The 20522-nt window shown below is 39.0% G+C and carries 27 protein-coding genes and 1 other RNA gene; 17 read left to right on the plus strand and 11 right to left on the minus strand.

What is annotated here, in order from left to right; genetic code table 11:
- Positions 1-24: 24 nt before the first annotated feature.
- A complete protein-coding gene (locus ABC357_RS07960; protein WP_412886984.1) occupies positions 25-447 on the minus strand; it encodes a Dps family protein in 423 nt (140 codons plus the stop codon).
- A gap of 204 nt (positions 448-651) precedes the next feature.
- On the opposite strand from ABC357_RS07960, the gene ABC357_RS07965 reads away from it, so the two are divergent.
- On the plus strand, positions 652-1404 hold the full coding sequence (locus tag ABC357_RS07965; protein WP_412886985.1) for an SDR family NAD(P)-dependent oxidoreductase: 753 nt from the start codon (positions 652-654) through the stop codon (positions 1402-1404).
- Between the two features lie 97 nt (positions 1405-1501).
- Here the strand turns inward: ABC357_RS07965 and ABC357_RS07970 are convergent, their stop codons facing one another.
- A complete protein-coding gene (locus ABC357_RS07970; RefSeq protein ID WP_412886986.1) occupies positions 1502-1981 on the minus strand; it encodes a YusW family protein in 480 nt (159 codons plus the stop codon).
- A gap of 216 nt (positions 1982-2197) precedes the next feature.
- On the opposite strand from ABC357_RS07970, the gene ABC357_RS07975 reads away from it, so the two are divergent.
- The 13 genes from ABC357_RS07975 (at position 2198) to ABC357_RS08035 (ending at position 12511) form a co-directional block, all read left to right on the plus strand.
- Positions 2198-3691, plus strand: coding sequence for a peptide MFS transporter (locus ABC357_RS07975; protein ID WP_412886987.1), 1494 nt, complete (start codon positions 2198-2200; stop codon positions 3689-3691).
- Positions 3692-3861: 170 nt separating this feature from the next.
- On the plus strand, positions 3862-4452 hold the full coding sequence (gene sigY / locus ABC357_RS07980; RefSeq protein WP_412886988.1) for an RNA polymerase sigma factor SigY: 591 nt from the start codon (positions 3862-3864) through the stop codon (positions 4450-4452).
- Complete coding sequence (locus tag ABC357_RS07985) at positions 4403-4711, plus strand: DUF5345 family protein (protein ID WP_412886989.1); 309 nt, start codon at positions 4403-4405, stop codon at positions 4709-4711. The genes sigY and ABC357_RS07985 overlap by 50 nt, the downstream gene beginning before the upstream one ends.
- A complete protein-coding gene (locus ABC357_RS07990) occupies positions 4708-4932 on the plus strand; it encodes a transcriptional regulator (RefSeq protein WP_412886990.1) in 225 nt (74 codons plus the stop codon). Before ABC357_RS07985 ends, ABC357_RS07990 begins: the two co-directional genes overlap by 4 nt.
- On the plus strand, positions 4933-5133 hold the full coding sequence (locus ABC357_RS07995) for a PLD nuclease N-terminal domain-containing protein (protein ID WP_412886991.1): 201 nt from the start codon (positions 4933-4935) through the stop codon (positions 5131-5133).
- Positions 5130-6014 (plus strand): ABC transporter ATP-binding protein, encoded by an 885-nt coding sequence (locus ABC357_RS08000; RefSeq protein WP_412886992.1) that lies wholly within the window; start codon positions 5130-5132, stop codon positions 6012-6014. Before ABC357_RS07995 ends, ABC357_RS08000 begins: the two co-directional genes overlap by 4 nt.
- Positions 6011-6784 (plus strand): ABC transporter permease, encoded by a 774-nt coding sequence (locus tag ABC357_RS08005; protein ID WP_412886993.1) that lies wholly within the window; start codon positions 6011-6013, stop codon positions 6782-6784. Before ABC357_RS08000 ends, ABC357_RS08005 begins: the two co-directional genes overlap by 4 nt.
- 130 nt (positions 6785-6914) lie before the next feature.
- Positions 6915-7763, plus strand: coding sequence for a GNAT family N-acetyltransferase (locus ABC357_RS08010; protein ID WP_412886994.1), 849 nt, complete (start codon positions 6915-6917; stop codon positions 7761-7763).
- Between the two features lie 151 nt (positions 7764-7914).
- Positions 7915-8112, plus strand: a non-coding RNA gene (ssrS, locus tag ABC357_RS08015) — 6S RNA.
- A gap of 325 nt (positions 8113-8437) precedes the next feature.
- Entirely contained in the window at positions 8438-8905 is a 468-nt protein-coding gene (locus ABC357_RS08020) for an NAD-dependent epimerase/dehydratase family protein (protein WP_412886995.1), read from the plus strand.
- Positions 8906-9150: 245 nt separating this feature from the next.
- Positions 9151-10830, plus strand: a complete 1680-nt coding sequence (locus tag ABC357_RS08025; RefSeq protein ID WP_412886996.1) for a PTS transporter subunit EIIC — start codon at positions 9151-9153, stop codon at positions 10828-10830.
- Positions 10831-10946: 116 nt separating this feature from the next.
- Complete coding sequence (locus ABC357_RS08030; protein WP_412886997.1) at positions 10947-12173, plus strand: LacI family DNA-binding transcriptional regulator; 1227 nt, start codon at positions 10947-10949, stop codon at positions 12171-12173.
- Between the two features lie 146 nt (positions 12174-12319).
- Positions 12320-12511: a hypothetical protein gene (locus ABC357_RS08035; RefSeq protein ID WP_412886998.1), complete on the plus strand. Its 192-nt coding sequence runs from the start codon at positions 12320-12322 to the stop codon at positions 12509-12511.
- Between the two features lie 268 nt (positions 12512-12779).
- On the opposite strand, the gene ABC357_RS08040 is transcribed toward ABC357_RS08035, so the two are convergent.
- The 5 genes from ABC357_RS08040 to ABC357_RS08060 all read right to left on the minus strand — a co-directional run bounded on the left by ABC357_RS08040 (position 12780) and on the right by ABC357_RS08060 (position 15569).
- A complete protein-coding gene (locus ABC357_RS08040; protein ID WP_412886999.1) occupies positions 12780-13163 on the minus strand; it encodes an SET domain-containing protein in 384 nt (127 codons plus the stop codon).
- Positions 13164-13356: 193 nt separating this feature from the next.
- Positions 13357-13827, minus strand: a complete 471-nt coding sequence (locus ABC357_RS08045) for a GNAT family N-acetyltransferase (protein WP_412888614.1) — start codon at positions 13825-13827, stop codon at positions 13357-13359.
- 436 nt (positions 13828-14263) lie between these two features.
- Positions 14264-14422, minus strand: coding sequence for a hypothetical protein (locus tag ABC357_RS08050; RefSeq protein ID WP_412887000.1), 159 nt, complete (start codon positions 14420-14422; stop codon positions 14264-14266).
- 225 nt (positions 14423-14647) lie between these two features.
- A complete protein-coding gene (locus tag ABC357_RS08055; protein WP_412887001.1) occupies positions 14648-14818 on the minus strand; it encodes a hypothetical protein in 171 nt (56 codons plus the stop codon).
- Between the two features lie 103 nt (positions 14819-14921).
- Positions 14922-15569: a hypothetical protein gene (locus ABC357_RS08060; RefSeq protein ID WP_412887002.1), complete on the minus strand. Its 648-nt coding sequence runs from the start codon at positions 15567-15569 to the stop codon at positions 14922-14924.
- Positions 15570-15792: 223 nt separating this feature from the next.
- Here ABC357_RS08060 and ABC357_RS08065 point away from each other — a divergent pair, with 223 nt between their 5' ends.
- Positions 15793-16329, plus strand: a complete 537-nt coding sequence (locus ABC357_RS08065) for a DUF6241 domain-containing protein (protein ID WP_412887003.1) — start codon at positions 15793-15795, stop codon at positions 16327-16329.
- Between the two features lie 76 nt (positions 16330-16405).
- Positions 16406-16579, plus strand: a complete 174-nt coding sequence (locus ABC357_RS08070; protein ID WP_412887004.1) for a hypothetical protein — start codon at positions 16406-16408, stop codon at positions 16577-16579.
- A 39-nt stretch (positions 16580-16618) separates the two neighbouring features.
- On the opposite strand, the gene ABC357_RS08075 is transcribed toward ABC357_RS08070, so the two are convergent.
- The 3 genes from ABC357_RS08075 to ABC357_RS08085 all read right to left on the minus strand — a co-directional run bounded on the left by ABC357_RS08075 (position 16619) and on the right by ABC357_RS08085 (position 18866).
- Complete coding sequence (locus ABC357_RS08075) at positions 16619-16804, minus strand: DUF8096 family protein (protein WP_412887005.1); 186 nt, start codon at positions 16802-16804, stop codon at positions 16619-16621.
- Between the two features lie 47 nt (positions 16805-16851).
- Positions 16852-17118 carry a hypothetical protein gene (locus ABC357_RS08080; RefSeq protein ID WP_412887006.1) on the minus strand — a complete coding sequence of 89 codons (267 nt, stop codon included), beginning with the start codon at positions 17116-17118 and terminating at the stop codon, positions 16852-16854.
- A 101-nt stretch (positions 17119-17219) separates the two neighbouring features.
- Positions 17220-18866: an ABC transporter substrate-binding protein gene (locus ABC357_RS08085; RefSeq protein ID WP_412887007.1), complete on the minus strand. Its 1647-nt coding sequence runs from the start codon at positions 18864-18866 to the stop codon at positions 17220-17222.
- Between the two features lie 100 nt (positions 18867-18966).
- Between ABC357_RS08085 and ABC357_RS08090 the strand changes: the two genes are divergently transcribed.
- Positions 18967-20226 carry an MDR family MFS transporter gene (locus tag ABC357_RS08090; RefSeq protein ID WP_412887008.1) on the plus strand — a complete coding sequence of 420 codons (1260 nt, stop codon included), beginning with the start codon at positions 18967-18969 and terminating at the stop codon, positions 20224-20226.
- Here ABC357_RS08090 and ABC357_RS08095 read toward each other — a convergent pair.
- Positions 20213-20458 (minus strand): hypothetical protein, encoded by a 246-nt coding sequence (locus ABC357_RS08095; protein ID WP_412887009.1) that lies wholly within the window; start codon positions 20456-20458, stop codon positions 20213-20215. The two genes, ABC357_RS08090 and ABC357_RS08095, sit on opposite strands and share 14 nt — an antisense overlap.
- Positions 20459-20522: the final 64 nt, after the last annotated feature.

The following is a 20522-nucleotide window of genomic DNA, read 5'->3' on the forward strand; positions in this document are numbered from 1 at the left end:
TGGCTATTTTTTATGTGTTCTTATTTATTGCAGGTAGGAGTTCAGCATCCAGATCCGCTTTTCCATTCCCTGTTTAATGCCAAGGAACAAGTCTCCAGTTGCTTCATCGGCAACTTCCATGATTTTTTCTGCTTCTTTAGCTAAAACGCCAAAATCGCTGATGAGAGTTTCCACCATTTGACTGCTGTCTTCAGAGCCGCTGGCTTCTTGGATTGACGCTAGTTCAAGCGTTTCCTTCAAGGTGCCGATCGGAGTGCCTCCGATGCTTAATAGTCTTTCGGCCATTTCGTCTAATTGATCTGTTGTTTCATTATAGTAATTCTCAAATAGTTCATGCAGAGTAAAAAAATGAACGCCCTTTACATTCCAATGATAGTTATGGAGCTTTGTGTATAAAAGTGTATAATTAGCCACTTGTTTATTGATTGCATGATAAACCGATTCCATGAGATACCTCCAAGATCGTAAAAATCTATTTTATAATATTATGTTTAGATATTAATTTTAATATGATATTTGTTTTAAATAAAGGAAAAACAGACATTTTAATTAATTTTTTCTTATTATAATATAATGATTTTTGTTTATTTTATGGTATTAGGTGGTATATAAACAATCGTAATACATAAAATCTTTTAGGAGTGGTTGATAATGGGCAGATTGGACAATAAAACAGCTATTATAACAGGAGCAGGCGGCGGCCAAGGGAAAGCCGAGGCGATTTTATTTGCAAAAGAGGGCGCAAAAGTAGTCGTTACGGATGTACAGCAGGATAAGGTAAAAGAAGTGGTGGAAGAAATCAAGTCTGCTGGCGGAGAGGCAATTGGCTTTTATCATGATGTTTCATCGGAAGACAATTGGATGCATGTTGTCAAGGAAACGATTCAAACATTTGGGAAAATAGATATACTCGTCAACAATGCAGGTATTTCATTGAATAAATCTCTGACAGATACGAGCTCTGAACAATGGCATAAAGTAATGGATATTAACTTGACAGGCGCATTTCTTGGAATGAAGCATATTTTGCCTCTAATGATTGAAAATGGAGGAGGGAGTATCGTTAATATCTCTTCTATCGCCGGCTTAACAGGAGGAAGCGGGGCAGGTCCGTATACTGCTTCAAAAGGAGCGTTGCGGTTGCTCACAAAAGCGGTTGCAATCGATTATGCTAAGCATAACATCAGATGTAATTCCGTCCATCCAGGCTACATCGAAACACCTATGACAAAGGATATGTTCACGAATGAGCAAATGATGAGCTGGTTCAAATCGAACACGCCACTGCCTTATCTTGGAAAACCGGATGATATCGCTTATGGGGTTCTATATCTGGCCAGTGATGAATCAAAATTTGTTACTGGCATCGAATTGCCAATCGAAGGCGGCTATGCCGCAGTATAAGTAACATAGCAAGAAGGCCAGGCAAAATGCCTGGCCTTCTTGCTATGTACAGGTTTTACCAAAAACAAAAAGGGTAGATATAAATAACCAATTGAAACTATTTGGTAATATGATACTCTTTTTCTGTTCCATCGCTGAATGTGATGTCAAGCTCGAATTTTTTAAAATTATCTTTTAAATCATAGGAGGCGAGCACTTCCTTAATGACGTCTTCATCAGGGCTATTTTGGTCAAATTTATAGGCCAGGAATTTGTTTTGCATCTCTCCAAGCGCTTCGTCGCCTTTTATGGTGCGGTTGTTCAATTCATCTTTCACGATGGCCGTTAAGCCTTCATCATCATTGTCATATTCAACCTCGAACGATTGGAAGTAATCATAATCCACATCTAAATCAAACGACGTAAAAGGAAGTGATGCAGCAGTTGTAGAATGGTTTTGAGCATTTGTTCCATCTGGCGCATTGTTCTCAGTAGGTGGATTTGTCGAAGGGGTCTTATTTTCGCCATCACCATTGTTATTGCAGGCTGCCAATGCGAGTATGCTGAAGCACGCGGCGGCAAGTGCTAAATGTTTCATTCAAGTACCTCCCGGAAAATGTATATTATTTTAATAAAGTTATTTCCAATCGATAATAATTTAAACATATATGCCTAAATATTCTTTTCAACCATTAATTATTGAAAATATTCAGAAAAATACTGTAAAATTTTTGAAAATATTCAAAAATAAAACTTTTGCTATAATTTGATTTTTAAGTTATTATTATTTAGGTATAAAAAGGAGGGGTCTTTTTTGACACAAGAAGAAAAAGACAGGATTGTTCAAAGTGTCCCTCAAAAAGGTTTTTTTGGACATCCTAAAGGTTTATTCACATTATTTTTCACTGAATTTTGGGAGCGTTTCTCATACTATGGCATGAGAGCGATTCTATTATATTACATGTACAGTGAAGTTAAAAAAGGCGGTCTCGGCATGGATGAGACGACCGCAATGTCCATCATGGCCATTTACGGTTCCCTTGTCTATATGTCAGGCATAATAGGAGGATGGATCGCCGACCGTTTGCTCGGTTCCATCAAAACCGTTTTTACAGGCGGCGTCCTGATCATGCTTGGCCACATCTGTTTGGCAATGCCATTTGCACAGGTCGGCCTATTCGCTTCGATGTTTTTGATTATTATGGGTACCGGACTATTGAAACCGAATGTATCGAATATCGTCGGGGATATTTATAGTGACACTGATACACGCCGTGATTCCGGTTTCAGTATTTTCTATATGGGAATCAACTTAGGTGCTTTCATTTCTCCGTTAATTGTCGGAACACTCGGACAAAAGTACAATTACCATCTTGGTTTCAGTCTCGCAGCTATTGGTATGCTTCTTGGTTTGATTGTGTTTGCCATCACTAAGAAAAAAGCGCTCGGTCTGGCTGGAACACATGTACCAAACCCGTTGATGCCGGGAGAAAGAAAGAAAGTGTTCAGCACGATTGGCATTAGCACAGTGGTCATCGTTCTGCTATGCTGGTTCCTTGCAAGCGAAGGATGGTTGACCATTAATAGGTTTATCACTGCGGTAAGTATCCTTGCCATTATCATTCCTGCTGCTTATTTCTTCTTTATGTACAGAAGCCCAAAAACGAATGCGGATGAACGCTCCAGATTATTGGCATACATACCGTTGTTCATCGGTGCTATGATGTTTTGGGCCATCCAGGAACAGGGGTCCATCATTTTGGCCCAATATGCAGATAAACGCACTGAGTTGAATTGGGCCGGAATCCATATTGAATCTTCCTGGTTCCAATCTTTGAATCCTCTTTTCATTGTAGGATTTGCGCCTGTGTTTGCTTGGCTTTGGATGAAAATGGGTGATAGACAGCCTTCTACGAGCAAAAAATTCTCGATTGGTTTGCTATTTGCAGGTTTGTCATTCCTTGTCATGATGATTCCTGGCATTATGAATGGCACAGATGAATTAGCGAACCCTTGGTGGCTAGTGTTAAGTTTCTTCTTGGTTGTTATCGGGGAACTTTGTTTATCACCAGTTGGACTAGCTGCGACAACAAAGCTGGCGCCAGCGGCATTTTCAGCCCAGACAATGAGTTTGTGGTTCTTGACGAATGCTTCTGCACAGGCAATCAATGCGAATATCGTTAAATTGTTCAAGCCGGAAACGGAAATTTTATATTTCGGGGTCATAGGCGGATTCTCAATCCTATTGGCCGTCATTCTGTATATCTTATCTCCTAAATTGCAGAAGGCGATGAGAGGCGTTAATTAACTAAAGGCAAATGTGGCATAAAAGGTTCAAAAGGCTCGTCGATAGACAACCTTTTGAACCTTTTTTTGCATCATTGGAAAAAACTACACTCAAAAAAAGAATAAGTAAAAATGAACGATTTGCCCAAGATAGACGTACTATACATGTAAAGGGAGAAAGGAGGAGGAAGATTGGATGGCCGACTGCAAGATGAGCAGCAATTGATCGAAAGGGCGAAGGCAAGAGATGAAGAAGCATTTGCTGATTTGTTCAGGTTGCATTATTCCTTCTTATATAAATATATTTTAAAAATGACCTTCGACCCGCATATAGCAGAAGATATATTGCAGGATACATTGCTTAAAGGCTTTATGGCTATGGAACGCTATGATGGGCGCTCAAAATGGACCAGCTGGATGATGACAATAGCAACGCGTATATATCTGGACCGTTTGAGAAAAGAAAAAAGAGAAAAGGTGTACTTGCATAAAGAAAAGCGGGAAAAACGAAGCGTTTTTCAATGGCAGCTTCAACAATCCAACTTGGAATATAACGACATTATGGAAAGCATACAAGCTTTGGAGCCATCCATTCGGATACCGTTATTATTAAAACATTATTATGGCTTCAATTATAGCGAAATAGGTGAAATGCTCCAAATGAAAGAAGGAACGGTTAAATCGCGTGTCCATAAAGCCATTATGTGCATTAGAAAGGAGATGGATGAGTTTGGTGAAGGAAACGGAAGAACGCGTCGCAAGAGCAATGAAGGAATTCGATGAAAAGATGGATATCCATACCCCTGACAGCAGGACAATGCTGCTCATGTTGGATAAGAAAATAGACGCCCATAAAGCTCAAATGAAAAAAGAATTCATTTACTTCATTTTGACTGCCTGTGTTATTATTTTCCTTTTAATGGTTTTGCTGACCCAAGCATTGGCAGTATTCCTATTCATCCAATTGGCAGTCTTCATCGGAGTGCTCATATATATATTTGCAGGGCGTGCAAAATCCCAGAAAGGGGAAAAGATTTTATGAGTTGGGAGGAAATGTCTTTTTGGGCCAAAATAGCATTGATATTAATCATTTCATTCGCTCTATTAATCCAAAGCTCCTGTATTTTCATCTCTGCCAGAAAAAGAGGGCATAATGCCTGGCTGTGGGGATTGATTGGCCTAACAAATGTTCCTCAGGGAATGATCCTATATGCACTATTTCTATTGTATATCAAGAAAAGAAGAAAAAAGGAGAGGGTTTAAATGGATAAAGCTCAACTAGTACAAGTTCTATTACCTGTAATCATTCTTCAATTTGTCCTCATGATTACTGCATTGGTCAGCATCTGGAAACAACCGGCTACAAGAGGGCCTAAATGGATCTGGGTATTGATTGTACTCTTCGTTAATGTGATTGGGCCGATTCTATACTTCATTTTAGGGAGAGGGAGAGAATACAAATGACTATATTTGTGAATAATCTCACAAAAACCTTTAAAGGCTATCATGCTGTGAACCATATATCAACTGAACTGGAGCATGGCCGGTGTTTTGCATTGATTGGGAGCAATGGAGCAGGAAAAACGACATTTTTAAATATGATTGCCGGTATTGTTGAACCAACTGAAGGGACCATATCTCTGCATAAAGAAAAAGACTGGAAAAAAAGGATTGGCTATCTTCCGCAGGTTCCGCATTTTTTTGAGGAAATGACAGCATATGAATTTTTATTGTTTGCCGGAAAAATATCAGGCATCCATTCTCGTCATCTTCAAAATAGAATTGATGAGGTGCTTTTATTGACTGGTATAAGCGATGCAGCAAATGAAAAAATTATCGGATTTTCAGGTGGGATGAAACAAAGGCTTGGCATTGCCCAAGCTGTCCTGCATAAACCGGAAATCCTGCTTCTCGATGAACCAGTATCAGCCTTGGATCCGATTGGACGCAGAGAGTGCATGAATATATTATCGACATTAAAAAAAACAACGACAATCATATATTCCACGCATGTTCTGCATGATGCCGAGGAAATTAGCGATGACGTACTATTAATGAAAAAAGGGAAATTAATAGCGAAAGATCCGTTGAAGCAGATATTGAAGCAATCGGCAGGTGTGCTGTCAGTGGAAACGAGAAATGACAGCATGTCTATTCTTTCTTCAAGCAATATCACTCAGCAAGTCAAGAGATTCAATGGAAATCGTTTTGAAGTAAAATTGAAGCAAGAGTATACGAAAGAGGACTTTTTGCGCTGGTGCTTCGATCAAGGTGTCGATATTGTCTCATTCAATCAAAATAATCAAAGCCTGGAAGATGTATTTATGGAGGTGATGGGGAAATGAATCAATTCTCAATACTCTTCTTTAAAGAAGTAAGATCTCTTTGGAGAAGCAATAAGTGGATTTGGGTACCGATTGTCCTGATTTTATTATCCGTCATGCAGCCATTAAGTATGTATTATATGGATGATATTATGAAGCTTTCAGGAAGCATGCCTGAAGGGACTGTGTTTAAAATGCCGGTTCCTACTACCGGAGAAATCATTTCGTCTATTTTGTCACAATATAATACAATCGGTATCCTATTATGCGTAGTAGTAACGATGGGCGCTATTTCAGATGAGAGAAGAAGTGGTGCGATGGTTTTCCTCTATACAAGACCGGTAAGGATGATGCAAATTGTTCTCAGCAAGTTTGCGGCTTATGGATTGCTTATGGTGTTTTCAATTTCGTCTGGATTTATAGCTGGTGCGTATTATACGGTTGTCCTTTTTTCATCGATCAATTGGGAGAGTGCATTAACAGGATTAGGGTTATATTTGATTTATATCCTCCTTGTAGTAGCGTTTGTTCTGACATGCAGTGCATTATTTAATCATAATGGAACCATATCCATGATATCTGTCGTTGTGATTGGAGCTTTATCTGTTCTGGGAGGCTGGTTTACTGTCCCGCTGCAATGGCTCCCTACAAGAATGAGCGGTTATGCGGCAGGTTTAGCCAGCGGCAATGGGCTTTCATCAGGATTTACTAGTTGTCTAATTGTATCTGTGCTTGCTATAATCATTTTGAACTTAGTCACCTCATATGCCATGAAGATAAAAACAACATAATCTACTGTATTTTTTTTAGAGCAAATTTGCGCATTGGTTAGCGAATAGCTACCTTCAGCAAGTTTGCTCTATTGGATTTTCTGGAAGCAAAAAGGCGAGGCGGTTCAGTAGCATCGAGAGGGGATACTAGATGGAGCATGTAATTCGCATTGCCCAACTGGGCACAATCGAGGAACTGAAGTCAGTCCAACGATTGGAAGAATTAATTTGGGGAAATGGGTCAACGCCATTACAACAAATGCTGACGGCAGTAAAAAATGGCGGCATGGTACTTGGTTTATATGCCGATGGTATTTTAGCAGGGTTTCAATACAGCTTTACAGGATTTAAAAATGGACAAGTGTATCTTTGTTCCCATTTATTAGGGATTCACCCTGAATACCGAGGCAAGGGGTTCGGGAAACGGTTGAAATGGGCTCAAAAAGAAGAAGCATCTAAAAAAGGGTATACACTGATCACTTGGACGTACGATCCGTTGGAAAGCGTAAATGCCCGATTAAATATATCCACATTAAAAGCGTTTAGCCGAACATATGTGAAAGATTGTTACGGTGATTTGGGAGGGATTTTGAATCATGGTTTGGAAAGTGACCGTTTTATTGTGGAATGGTTGCCCGACCACCGGCATATTGGAGCAGAATACCTATATACGTCCAAAGCTGATCCGGACCTTATTCAAATAGGGGAAAATACGGATGGTTTGCCTTTTTTGAAAACATATGATTTCCTACAATTTCAGGCATCTGTAGACCGATGTGAACCGATCTTGGTGCCAATACCAGCGAACTTTCAAAAATTGAAGAAAGAAAATATAGAATTGGCCAAGCAATGGCGCAAGCAGACAAGAGAATTGTTTCAATATTTCTTTTCGGCAGGATATGTTGCTTGTGAGACCATGCAATATAATAAAGGTCCATGTTTGTTTTATGTGCTGTACCACGAAAGTCAACTGAATATACCTGCACAGAGATTGTCCTGATTTTGATGGAAGTATATTCAACAATAACTATGTTCCAAATTCATAATAAGAGATGAACTTTAAAAATGGCATGTAGAAATAGAGTGACAGGTGGAAAAAATTGAGGCATCATATCCATTGATTAAACAAGGCAGAAGTAGTATTATACTAATATAAGCTGCGTTGTGCGTATGTAATAATTAAGTTTTAACCTTTAAGCTAGAATAGGGAGTTTTATTATAAAATCGGAAATGATATGCCTCTGTCTATATGACAAGGAGGACGTGCAGGAACGATTTTGCGAACACCCACTTTGTGAAGTGGTGGTTTAAAACTTTCTTACTGAGTGTACGGCAAAGGCGGCTTATAGATTGTACAAATGGAAACAGTCCAGTAGATGGGCTGTTTTTTATTGCTCTTTTTTAAGAATGATAATATGTTTGCCTGGCGGGTATTGGTCACTCATAGTTGCGCCCTTCTTCAAGGAAAATCCAGGCGTTTTTTGCTTTAGCTTCCATCCAGTTACAAGGGGAGGAATGACTATCTTTCTGCTTTTATTTCGAAAGTTGGCGGTTTAGAGAATTGTCTTTCTAATTTTCTAATTAATTCACATTTTGCCATTATACTAACTATATTAGCAGCTGATCATAAAGAGAATATGGCTGAATGATGAATTAAGAAGGAGTGTGGGAGGAATGCATTTAATCATCGGCGGAACTAGCCAAGATGCTGATCGATTGATCGGGAAATTGTTGGAAGATGGAAAACAAGTGATCGTTTTAAACGACCTCTCATCAAGTGTGAGAGAAGAAATAAACAAACAAGTGATTTTTATAAAAGGCCACTATACAGATGAGCAAGTGATATCGTTTCTTTTCAGAACATTTGCTATCAAAAAGGTATATATGTTTACTGCGGATAATAGTATCGGCTTATGCATGGAGGATGCCAAGCGATATTATAATAACCACATTTCCGGGCCTTTCCGCATCGTGAAAACGATGGCGGAAAATGGAATTCATTCTTTCCATCTATGTGTGTCGGCATTCGAACAGCAGGAGAGTGCCAACCCGTCAATCCGCGAAAAGGAATTGCTGGAGCAATTGATTAATGACTATTGTCAGGTATATGGTGTCCATTTTTATTCGGGAATACCTGCATAATGGTACGATAGGAAAAAAGAAACGCAGTCCATTTTTAAGGGCTGCGTTTTTTGTATAAAAACATATATGTTTTGTCAAGATATTAATAATTAATTTATGCGGATTTTATTATAAAATGTCACAAAATAGACAAATAATATGAAACCGCTTTCTAGTTAAGTGTGATATATTATCAAAAGCAGGTTAACCGCTTAACTAAACCAGGTTAACTTGTTAACTAATTGGATGGAAAGGAAGAAATGAATATGTTTAAGTATTTACAACGTATTGGTAAAGCAATCATGCTTCCAATCGCTGCGTTGCCGATTGCCGGTATCTTACTGGGCGTAGGTGGAGCACTATTAGGTATCGCCAGTTTAGAAAACGCACCCGCTATTTATAACCCGTTGATTTCATTCGTAAACATTGAAGCTGTGAATGGCATCTTGACTGTCATGAAAAATGTCGGGGATATTGTGTTTGGTAATCTACCGCTGTTATTCGCTGTTGGGGTAGCGGTTGGTTTAGCAAAAGAAGATAAGGGGACAGCAGGTCTTGCTGCAGTTTTCGGTTTCTTTATTATGCATCAGGTTATTTCCACAATCCTTGGTTTGGGATACACTCGATTAGGCCATATCACTCCTGATAATGTGGGTGAATATGGTACATATGTTACAACGACTGTCGGTATTTTTACATTGAATATGTCTGTGTTCGGAGGTATCATCACAGGTCTTGTCACATCCGTATTGCACAACCGTTATTATAATATTAGTTTTAACCCAATGTTTTCATTTTTTGCAGGATCTCGTTTCGTTCCGATCATTACTGCTTTAGTAATGGCAGTTGTCGGTGCAATCCTTGCGTTTGTCTGGCCGATTGTCCAGGATGGAATAGCCGCTCTTGCCGATGTAGTTAACTCATCAGGCGCTGCAGGAACATTCTTATACGGATTGATTGAACGTTCCTTAATTCCATTCGGTCTTCACCATGTGTTCTATACTCCATTCTGGTTCTCCTCATTTGTTCAAGCGAATGTAATCATCGATGGTGTTCCGACTGTTATCGATGGTGCAAATACAGCTTATTTTGCGCAATTGGGATCGATGAAGGACCTTGTAGGGGCATCTTCATCTACAATGAACGAAATTGTAAATGGAACAACTCGTTTCATGGCAGGTAAATTCCCGTTCATGATCTTCGGTCTTGCAGGTGCTGCACTTGCCATGTTTAAAACAGCAAAACCAAGCAAGAAAAAACTTGTTGGTTCATTATTGTTCTCAGCTGCAGGGACTGCGGCCATTACAGGTATTACTGAACCGATTGAATTTACATTCCTATTCGTTGCACCATGGCTGTATGTAGTACACGCACTATTGGCAGGGTTATCATTCATGCTGATGGATATCCTGAATGTCTTCGTCGGTATGACATTCTCAGGAGGGTTAATCGACTTTACATTATTCGGCCTTCTCCCAGCGGGAGCCGGCGTTCCGACACATTGGTATTACATCATCCTAGTCGGAGTGATTTACTTCTTTATTTACTTCTTCCTATTCAAGTTCTTGATTACCAAATTCAACTTGAAAACACCAGGACGCGAGGAAGATGAAGAAGAAACAAAACTATTCACAAAAGCAGATTATCAGGAAAAAACAGGCCAAACATCTGCTGACGCTGCGCCTAAAAAAGCAAAATCAGGAAATGATGAACTTCGGGAAATTGCTCCTCTTGTATTGGCAGCGCTGGGAGGCAGTGAAAACATCGAAAATATCGATGCTTGTATTACCCGCCTTCGTGTAGAAGTGAAGGATGCAAAAGTGGTAGATAAAAATGAATTGAAAAAGCTGGGAGCAGCAGGGGTTCTAGAAATCTCAGGTGGTGTCCAAGCAATTTTCGGCGGTAAATCCGATACACTTAAGAATTATATTAAAGAAATTATGTAACCAAGCATAACGCCAACGAAATGAGCAAGGGCAACCTTGCTCATTTTCTATTTACAAATCAAGATATTTAAACGACAATAATAAGAATGAGCAGTCTTTATCTTGGAGGAGTGAAAGTGAACACAAGGAAAATCACAATAAAAGATGTCGCGCAAAGAGCCAATGTATCTAAAGCAACAGTATCTTATGTTCTGAATGGTGTGGACAAGGTATCGGAGGAAACGAGACAGCGTGTGTTGAAAGCCATTGATGAATTAGGGTATGTTCCGAGTACTACTGCAAGAGCATTGGCTAAAAACACCTCCAAGCCAATAGCCAGGAATGATTCTTCAGAAATGAAAGAAACCCTGCCTTTTTATCAGGAATTCATGGATTCTTTCATTCAAAACAAAGTAGGTAAGGTCCCATCTGAACTAAAACACAAACTGTTAAAGACGATTGGAGAATGGGGATATATCCCCAGCAGCATGCTGAATCAAATAATCGAGCCAAGGCGCAATATGATTGCCCTTTTCATGGAAATGGAACGGGATTACCGCTATTCCATACAAAAAGAAAATCCCTTTTATCAGGAATTCATTTCTTCTGTTGAGCATGCGGTCCAAGAAATAGACCTTAGCGTCCGTGTCTATAATTCAAATGATTTTAATCTATATGAAGAAATCTTTTCGTCAACGGCTTTTCTGGGAGTAATTGTAGTAGGAAAACTGCCAGTCCATTTATCGTTAAAATTAAAGGAATTGAAAGTGCCTGTCGTCATTGTCGATGAATACCAGTACCATAGTTCTTTTACAACGATCACGTCAGATGACCAAAAGGGTGCTTATGATAGCATCGAATATTTAATATTAAAAGGCCATAAGAAAATTGCATTTGTGGGCTGCGAAACAGAAATGGGCAATTTTATCGATAAACGGATCGCTGGGTATAAACACGCAATGGAAGCATATCATTTGCCGTTTAGTAATGAAGACATTTACTTATCGGAAGTGGCTTACAGTTATGAAGAAGGCATACGATTAGCCAGCAGGATCATTTCGTCGGGACGGAGCTATCACGCTGTATTCTGCACATCCGATATCATGGCCATCGGTTTGATGAAAGGTTTTATGAAACAAGGCTTCCAAGTGCCTGATAATATTTCTATCATGGGATATGATAATATACAATTTAGTAAATATAGCAATCCGGAGCTGACGACTGTCGACCAAAATATTTTTCTGAAAGCTGAAACTGCGGTTACGTTAATCCACAGGAAAGCTAAGGGCGAGCATGTCAAAGAGGAATATATACTGCCCGTTTCCATAGTCGAAAGGGAGTCGGTAAGCAGCCGGACAGACTAAAAAGAGCATTTCCTATAGGAATTGCTCTTTTTAGCTCAAATGAAGGGCGAGCCTTTATCTATGGTTCTTTATGGAAAGGGAGTATTTCGTTTTATAAATGGGTAATAAAGAAGTACCATTACAGAAATGATCAGGAGGGGTATGGAATGAATAACTGGATTAAGATTGCCATCGGTTTAGTCATCTTATTGATCGTGCTCAGTATTATCGGCGCAGTCACTCATGTTTTAGCTGGACTGGTTTCATTAGTGTTAAAACTGGCCATTTTTATTATATGTATATGGGCAGTCATTTGGCTGATCCAAAAGCTGCGAGGAAAGAATAGCCAACAACATTGAATGAGGGACTTGCATTTGTAAAAAAGGAAAGCGGTACGTATCGCTTTCCTTTTTTAGAGTTAAGAAAGTATAGAATTTTGAGCTGGAAGAGGTTACCAAACTCGCCATCTGCCGTGTTCACGCTATTATCCGCTCTTTTTGAAAATCAAAAAACCGATTTATCAAGGTTAGTCCCTGTGTAGCGCATAGCCTCTTTGTGCTGAAGTCAAATCAAGAAGGACGGTCAACATAAAAAAGGGCAGATGGCGGTTTATCTCAGAGGAAAGAATTATTTTTCCTCTTCATTAAACCATAAGGGATCCTGATTATCGACTTCACCATTATAGTTAATGAGTATTTCTTCACCTTGCTTAATATCGCGATAGGCAAAAAAATTAAAAGTGTGTTGGTCAAAATTGATTTCATAAGTTGCGTTTGGCTCGTACGAATGATTAAACAGCATGCCATATCCTAAAAGGATAGCAGAATGGTTAATGCCATATTCAAATGCGTAATCGGCGAGCAGCGTTTTTTCTATGTGGACGTGTTCTTCATTTGGATAGGGAAGAACCGGTGCTTCGTGCAACAATTCGCCTTTCTTGATGTCGCGCTTAGCGAAGACACCTCTATTTAATTCCCCGTTGCTAAGTGTTGATGTTTTTATTTCGATCATTACTTTTCACCTGCTCAATCTTTGACGTTATAGTACAAGATTGCCAGTATAAAGAAAGAAAAGCAAATCATTTTTTAATTTTTTTCTGGAAATGGTTTATTTTTGTGGAAAACGGATATATTAAAAGTGATACTAGTTATCAAAAAAGCAGCCATCCTTTACTTCAACCGTGGGGACGGCTGTTTTTTTGTTTTTAAATATAGGAAGATTGTGACATACAGTAGCATTCTGCATCTTCATACGTTTGATTGATAAACAAATGGTCCTTCAAGTGGGCTTCCCATGCCAATCCCGCCTTTTTCAGGACAGCAATTGTAGCTTTATTTTTTGAAAGGGCAATTGCCTCTATTTTATGTAGCGTCAGGGATTCAAAGCCTATCGTTAACAATTGATTCACTGCATCAGCAGCATAGCCCCTCCCCCCAAAGCGGGAACCAATCCAATATCCCAAATCACCTTTTTTCTGTGTTTCATGAATTCTCAACGCAATCGTGCCAGCCAGTATACCGCTCCCTTTTTCGATAACAGCGAATGGATATTCTTTCCCGGAAGTAATCAGTCCAGGATGAGAAGCAATCCATTCCTTGGCAAGAGTTTGTGGGTATGGATGGGACAACTGAATGATGTCAGCCACTTTATAATCATTCGCTAATTGATGCAGCAGCGGTACGGCATCTTATTTATTGGGAATTTTGTGTTGGTTTGCTATCGAGTGTTATATAATGCTACAATAAGAGTTTTTGTGTTTCCATAAATCGGAACTTTTGAAGGTGATGAATTGGGATCGATAATAGGAAAATTATGCTGTTATGCTGGGGGTACTTATAAACACTTCAATGCTTGCGCAAAAAAGGAATCAACATAGACGTGATTTTGGGAAAGTAGGGAGTACAGGACCTTATGGAATTGGAAGGTTTTATCTTAATAAGTAAAGTGCTGCCGAATAAGTGGATAAAGCATTTCGTCTTATTATTTGGCTATACGGCTATTTGTATAGGCCTGCTAATGATTTGGTGAAAAACTAGCAGACGGAAATCTATAAGACCTAGTGCGATCAATAAAAGGGATTCCATCTGCTTATCAGTTCGGGGGAGCATGCATCATGTCTTTTTCATATTGATGCCGGTTGCCAAAGCTTCCGAAAGAAGACCGATATCACTTTGAATAGCTTGCTTGATATCTTGATCTTGGCAATGATAAAAGTCAATGACCAAGCGGTTCAATTCTCTGATAAATAAAGTACACTCAATTAATTCCATTTTGGCACCACCTTTCTAAGGAGTTTTTTTACGTGTAATGAATATGTATATCTATTGCCAACTATCACGTTATGTAAACGAGTATAATTTTTCCGGCTATTAAAATACAGGTTTAAATTCCTATTTTGGCCATTTGGAAAAGGTCATGATTCAAATGTAAACGGCTAAACTAAGCAAAAAGGAAAACGACCCGAAAACAATGTGCCATTCGGTCGTTTTCCTTTATTATTTTGTTGGAAGCAAAGTGCTTACAATTAGATAAGCAACGAGTGTAATGATTATACTTTCTAAATAGGGATGCCTTTTTTTCTTTTTGGGGCTGTCTGATAGTTGGATTGTCCGAAACGTTCCGTAAACAATTCCTAAAAATACAGAAATAATTAATGAAATAGACATAGAAGCAACCATCCTTTCTCTTTCTATTATAATCGTACCATAATGTTAGTTAAAAGATGGAATAGAAGAGCGGATAAGCGCCTTTTTTCGATAAATACGGTTATTAAAGCCAGTAAAGCTCCTTTAGTACGGTTATTATTTCTTCTTCACTAAGCTGAAAGTGTTTTTTGACAGCATTCAGAATAACTGCTTTATCTTTGGATGGGTTGGAATAGAACCCGTTTACTGTGATAACTGAATGGATTCTAACAAAATAATCGAATACTTCTTGCTTTGAATATCCAGTAGACACTTTTTGTTTAGCAATCGTTTCCAATTGATTCACATAATTAGGCGAGAGAATAGAAGAATCAATGACAGCATTATTTACATATAGATTCTCTTCATTACGATAGGAGTAAAGATAGCGGTTTTCATCATCATAGGCATTTATTTTGTATCGGATATTCAATGAGCCGATCGTATTGAATTTCAAGTGCAGCCTTCTGTACCCGTTTCGTATTATCCAGTATTTTTGTTCATCGCTTAATGAATGGAATGCCTTGGTCAATTCAATATTTAATGTCAACTCCAAAAATTTTTGCTTATTTTTCCTTGTGTATGTAAGATTTTTGATGAATTCAGAATCATATTGGCTATATTCAAGAAATTTTTGGATGATGGGTTCCATTTTATTGCTATCTTGTTGATTTAAAATAAAGGAAATAAAAAAGATATACAGGACAAATAATACATATTTAGTGGTTTTCATGTCGGTTCCTTTTCAAGTCTACTTGGATGTTATTTATTTTAAATGAATTATCCTTAAAACAAATAATAATAGTTCTTTCAGAAAATTCCTTTGTATATGTTGTATGGAAATACTGTCAAATAAGCGTTATATGATTAGTAAAATACAAAAAAACTCATTTGTGGTAATATTAGATATACTAGATTGGACAATGAGTATCGAACAGAAGATAGGTGGGGGATGGATGAAAAAGAAAAAACGGGTGTTGACGCTCATTATAGTTTGTTTTGCGATTGCTCTTGGCATTGGAGTATACTTTGCCATTCATTATATCGATCAATCAGATTCTGCTACTTCAAAAAAAGGCATTGATTTCTCGTCCGTTAGCAAGGAAACGGCAAAACGTCTGCAAAAAGAAAATGACCGTTCACAAACATCCTTCGAACAAATGAATGAAGAGTCAAGTGAAGAAAGAATTGTTGAAGCCATGCATAAGATGTCCCATCAAAAAGTTGAAGCTAACACTAAATGGGGTGCTTTACAGATGAATGAAGCCAATATAAACGAAATTGCGAATATATTGGCCAATACTAAAACGAGTCTGCCCCATAAAGAACAGCTGGAACGGATTATCGAAAAATGGAAATCCGGGGATTTTTCTAGCGCTGATAAAGACCATAATTATATTTGGAAGTTGCAGGACGGCAATATTGGAAAAGCAACAGGAGTGTTATCGGCAGAGGAAGAACAAGAATTTATAAAAGCAAATTTTGATAATTAACGGGTATGGTTCCTTTTGTAAAAAGTACTTATTGGTATCTTAAATGGATGAAGAATGGTGAATCGGGGTGCAAGCCATGATAAATGCAGGATTGATCCGTGCGCTTTTTACTGCATTTTTGTTCAGTGAGTTATATTTAGTATTCATGCATGGTGTTTTAAAGGACTGGCCGCATATGTGGATTTCACTCGTTGGCTCCCTATTCTATGCCGGGTTGGTTGAAAGGCTGCCAAAGAATGATGAAGACTAGCAAAAGCGTGTATATGCCATACACGCTTTTGCTCTTTCTTTATATCGATTTTTTCATCCCGCATTTACGGCATTCCCTGACATATACATAGTTATGCACAGAACTTTTAAAATTGGCTTCACCGCAATTATCACAGCGGCCGGATACCTTATCTGGATATTCATTATAATCATATATTTTTTCGATATCATATTTAATTGGTTCATTTGATGATTCAGCCTGCATATTCAGTCACCTTCAGTATCATTTCGTTTGTATGTATTCATTATACCTTACCCGTTCAGATTGACAAAGACAGTTAGCAGTATCCCGAAGAAAGTAACAGCAAAGAAAGCAAGTACATTAAAAAGAATGGCTACATATTTATAGGTGCCTTTATCGCTTTTAATGCCATAATAAAAACCGCCGATTGGACAAATAGCCATGACAATGACAAGATATCGGGCTATGGTTGGCGCTATTGGAAAGAGAAAAATAACAAAAAATAATAGAATGGATAGGGTGAAAAACGTGTATGATCTTAGTAAGTTTTGGTCCAAGTTGTCATACCTCCTCCTTTCTAACATACCTTTCTGCATGGATATTTTCAAATAAATCATTCCGTATGTCCATAATAATTTTATTTTTATCCCCGGTGTATTCAGTAGGGCTTGATCCATAGTTTGGTTAAATCAGCATATCCGAAGTAATTTGTTTGAACGTCACGGATATTCATAGAAAAGGGTATTTGCCGTTTTTCGTAATATAGCGGAATACAAAGCGATTGATCGTGCAAGTATTGCTCAATATCCAAGTGCAGGTGCATCCAATCTGTAAATGGTATTGTTGAATAGCGATTGGTATAATCGGCTAAAACAGGCTCCCGGCAGACCAATGGATACAAGGGTGAGTAACGGTTCTTCAGAAAATAAAAAAAGGAAAAAGAGTGATTTGGTTCTAAAACTTCGCCATGGATAAACAAGTCGGCGCCATGCAAAGGATCCGGATCGTTCGCCATCTGTTCAAAAGGGATTCTTTTCAAGGTGACCGACAGTCCGTTCCTTTGTAGAATATCTCGAAGCCAGTATGTTAAGGTTGAAAAATAATGAGTGTATGCGATTAGGATGGGCTCATCAATAATCAGCTTATTTCGCCTTGTTGGAGGTGTTTTTTTTATCGATCGTCCCATTAAGCAACCTTCGTGATTGATTCTCGCCCTTTTATGGATATCAGGTATCTCTTCCCTGTGTTCAGCGATGATGCCGTGGATATAATCCCGTACTTCTTTTTGCGAGGTAGCAGAATGCCGGTATGGATTCATGATGACCAATCCAAATCCTGAATCGCTCTCGATTTCTGTTATATCGGCAGGCTCTTGTTCGTTGGAGCCTTGATACAAAATAGAAAAATCCTTTGGTACCTTTATGTATTCCACAGCATCAAGTAATGGCCTATGGCCAAAATGGGAAGTGAATGCGGTGAGAGCTGTTTTTTGCTCTGTATGTTCAACAAGATAGAAACTTCCTGTCCCTATCCATTTTCCTTTCGATTCCTTATAAATGCCAGCAGCAACCGAGCATACTAGCTGAAGGGCGTATGGACAACCATCCGGGAAATCCAATTTTACGATCAATGGTGCGGGTGTATATACATGCTGAATGGGTTTCCATAAGTCTTCGAAATGTGCATCTTGCTTCATTGCCAGTAGTGATTCAACAATATCTTCAGCCCTTAATATCGTTCCATCATGGAAACGGACATCCTTCCTTATGTAAAATGTTAGGGAAGTAGATGTGATGTCCCAGTTATGAGCCAAATCTGGCATGAAGGATCCATCTTCCTTCAGTGTGGCTAATCTGCTGAACACGTTGCTGGCAATGCTGGCGCTCAAAACGTCTGAAGCTTTCAGAGGATGTGTGTTAAGCACTGAATAGTGATGGGGGATAATCAAGGTATCTTTATCCAGGCTCCTGAAACCGAATGCTGTATGAAGTGCTGCCATTAAACGCTGTTTTGCCTCCTCGGACCAATGATAACGTATGAATTTGCTTACCTGGGCTAATTCATTCTGTTCTATTAGAATAAAGGCCTTATTGACATACTCTTCTTCAACGTTGCGTTTCCAATGAATCTGCGATTTGTGGCCGCGCCCTTTTCCGGGAACATACTCCAGCCATCCTTCGCCAGCCCATTTTATCAGCTTTCTTTTGGTTTGTTTCTGGCTTAATTCCAGTATGTTTGATAGATTTTCCATACTTACTGAATCTTCTTTTCTAGCTTGCCATAGCTTTAAAAGTGAGTGGTCCACAGTCTCTCCTCCTAATAAAAGTGGACATATTTGATAAAAGTGGGTATTTTTATCATTGTTTGTCTCCTTTACTATAACGTCATAGAAAGGAGGAGACAAGATGAATTGGGCTAACTATCCACAGAATATACGTGTCCGGTTAATTACGTCCTTTTTTAACCGTTCATTGACAAGCGCTATTCTTCCATTTATGGCCCTATATTTCACTGGGCAAAAAGGGGAGGTTTGGGCAGGGACGTTTTTGGCTCTTACGGTGTTTGCTGCTATTGCGGGTTCAATAGTAGGCGGATATCTATCAGATAGATACACAAGAAAAAATGTGTTGCTGGTTTCTTCGTCAATTAGCGCAGCTATGTTTCTAATGATGACGGTCAGTTTATTTCCTGTTCATCAATGGGTGGGATTATTTGCTTTTGCATATGTGGTGTATATCGTAGCAAGCGGTATCGGCAGGCCCTCGATGAATGCAATCATTATTGATTCGACCACATTTTCAAACAGGAAGGAAATCTATGCAGTTGAGTATTGGCTTACGAATCTATCAATGGCAATCGGGACAGCATTGGGAGGTCTGTTTTATTCTAGGCACCAGTTGGGGTTATTCATTTGCTTGAGCGGGATAGCATGCTGTTTGCCAATTGCATATAGAATTTGGCTTCAACCTTCATTGGTGAATACCGCGGGCAGGCACCACAGACTGTTTCTGTTTGATGTATGGTCAAATTATCAAGCAGCACTTAGAGATAAAACCTTTGTTGCGGCTGTCTTAGGCAGCATGTGCATCTATTCAGCTGAGTTTTCTTTGAACAGTTATATAGCTGTTAGACTAAAAGCTCATTTTAAAACTATTCATGTAGACGGTTTTGATCTGAACGGGGTAAGGATGCTTAGCTTGCTCAATATTGAGAATATGGTGATTGTTGTATTATTGGCGTTTTTCATTACGAAAGTGATGAATCGTTTTAATAGGCTGAACGTTTTACGTTTGGGCCTGATTCTATACTCTGTTGGATACGCAGTTGCCGCTACAGCCAACCATTTAGTGTTGCTTATTCTGGTCAATGCTGTCGCCGCAATCGGTGAATTGATGTATTCTCCAATTGCGGAAGCAGAAAAAGCCAATATGATGCCGCCTGATAAAAGAGGTTCATACTCCGCTTTTGCCGGATTAGGCTTCAATGGAGCCGAATTAATCGCAAGGTCATCGATCATTATTGGGGCATATTGTGCGCCGGCGATCATGTCTGTTTACATAGGAGGCATTTCCTTCATTGGAATGGGGTTATTATTGATTACTTTCAGAAAGATGGCATTCAACCGCAATCAGCCAGGGTTTTATTCAGAATCTACTGATCTGTAGAACTCGGTTTTAGGGGTGTCAGTGTGAATGTCCCTGGAAGCTTACTTGGCGCGGATGCAGGCGAGCCTTTTGGAAAAGCCCAATTGATTCCTTGGTCTTCATGCAATTGATTGATGAATAAACCTATTTGAGCAATCGATGTAATAATGTCTCCCAACGTCCATTGGCGCAACAATACTTTTGGAAGACGCTCGCTTTCAGTGCCTGCTAGAAGGGAATGTGACATCTGCATCCTTTACTTCGCAGCAGAAATAATGGTTTTCCCCTATCATTTTACCATCTTGAGTAATCAAGGT

The sequence above is a fragment of the Bacillus kalamii genome (assembly GCF_047238185.1).
Lineage (GTDB): Bacteria > Bacillota > Bacilli > Bacillales > DSM-1321 > Bacillus_AD.

Coding starts and splice junctions, on each gene's coding strand:
- ABC357_RS07960 (WP_412886984.1), bottom strand. CDS start 447: ATGGAATCGGTTTATCATGCAATCAATAAACAAGTGGCTAATTATACA.
- ABC357_RS07965 (WP_412886985.1), top strand. CDS start 652: ATGGGCAGATTGGACAATAAAACAGCTATTATAACAGGAGCAGGCGGC.
- ABC357_RS07970 (WP_412886986.1), bottom strand. CDS start 1,981: ATGAAACATTTAGCACTTGCCGCCGCGTGCTTCAGCATACTCGCATTG.
- ABC357_RS07990 (WP_412886990.1), top strand. CDS start 4,708: ATGAGTTGGGAGGAAATGTCTTTTTGGGCCAAAATAGCATTGATATTA.
- ABC357_RS07995 (WP_412886991.1), top strand. CDS start 4,933: ATGGATAAAGCTCAACTAGTACAAGTTCTATTACCTGTAATCATTCTT.
- ABC357_RS08000 (WP_412886992.1), top strand. CDS start 5,130: ATGACTATATTTGTGAATAATCTCACAAAAACCTTTAAAGGCTATCAT.
- ABC357_RS08005 (WP_412886993.1), top strand. CDS start 6,011: ATGAATCAATTCTCAATACTCTTCTTTAAAGAAGTAAGATCTCTTTGG.
- ABC357_RS08010 (WP_412886994.1), top strand. CDS start 6,915: ATGGAGCATGTAATTCGCATTGCCCAACTGGGCACAATCGAGGAACTG.
- ABC357_RS08020 (WP_412886995.1), top strand. CDS start 8,438: ATGCATTTAATCATCGGCGGAACTAGCCAAGATGCTGATCGATTGATC.
- ABC357_RS08025 (WP_412886996.1), top strand. CDS start 9,151: ATGTTTAAGTATTTACAACGTATTGGTAAAGCAATCATGCTTCCAATC.
- ABC357_RS08035 (WP_412886998.1), top strand. CDS start 12,320: ATGAATAACTGGATTAAGATTGCCATCGGTTTAGTCATCTTATTGATC.
- ABC357_RS08040 (WP_412886999.1), bottom strand. CDS start 13,163: ATGATCGAAATAAAAACATCAACACTTAGCAACGGGGAATTAAATAGA.
- ABC357_RS08050 (WP_412887000.1), bottom strand. CDS start 14,422: ATGGAATTAATTGAGTGTACTTTATTTATCAGAGAATTGAACCGCTTG.
- ABC357_RS08055 (WP_412887001.1), bottom strand. CDS start 14,818: ATGTCTATTTCATTAATTATTTCTGTATTTTTAGGAATTGTTTACGGA.
- ABC357_RS08060 (WP_412887002.1), bottom strand. CDS start 15,569: ATGAAAACCACTAAATATGTATTATTTGTCCTGTATATCTTTTTTATT.
- ABC357_RS08065 (WP_412887003.1), top strand. CDS start 15,793: ATGAAAAAGAAAAAACGGGTGTTGACGCTCATTATAGTTTGTTTTGCG.
- ABC357_RS08070 (WP_412887004.1), top strand. CDS start 16,406: ATGATAAATGCAGGATTGATCCGTGCGCTTTTTACTGCATTTTTGTTC.
- ABC357_RS08075 (WP_412887005.1), bottom strand. CDS start 16,804: ATGCAGGCTGAATCATCAAATGAACCAATTAAATATGATATCGAAAAA.
- ABC357_RS08090 (WP_412887008.1), top strand. CDS start 18,967: ATGAATTGGGCTAACTATCCACAGAATATACGTGTCCGGTTAATTACG.
- ABC357_RS08095 (WP_412887009.1), bottom strand. CDS start 20,458: ATGCAGATGTCACATTCCCTTCTAGCAGGCACTGAAAGCGAGCGTCTT.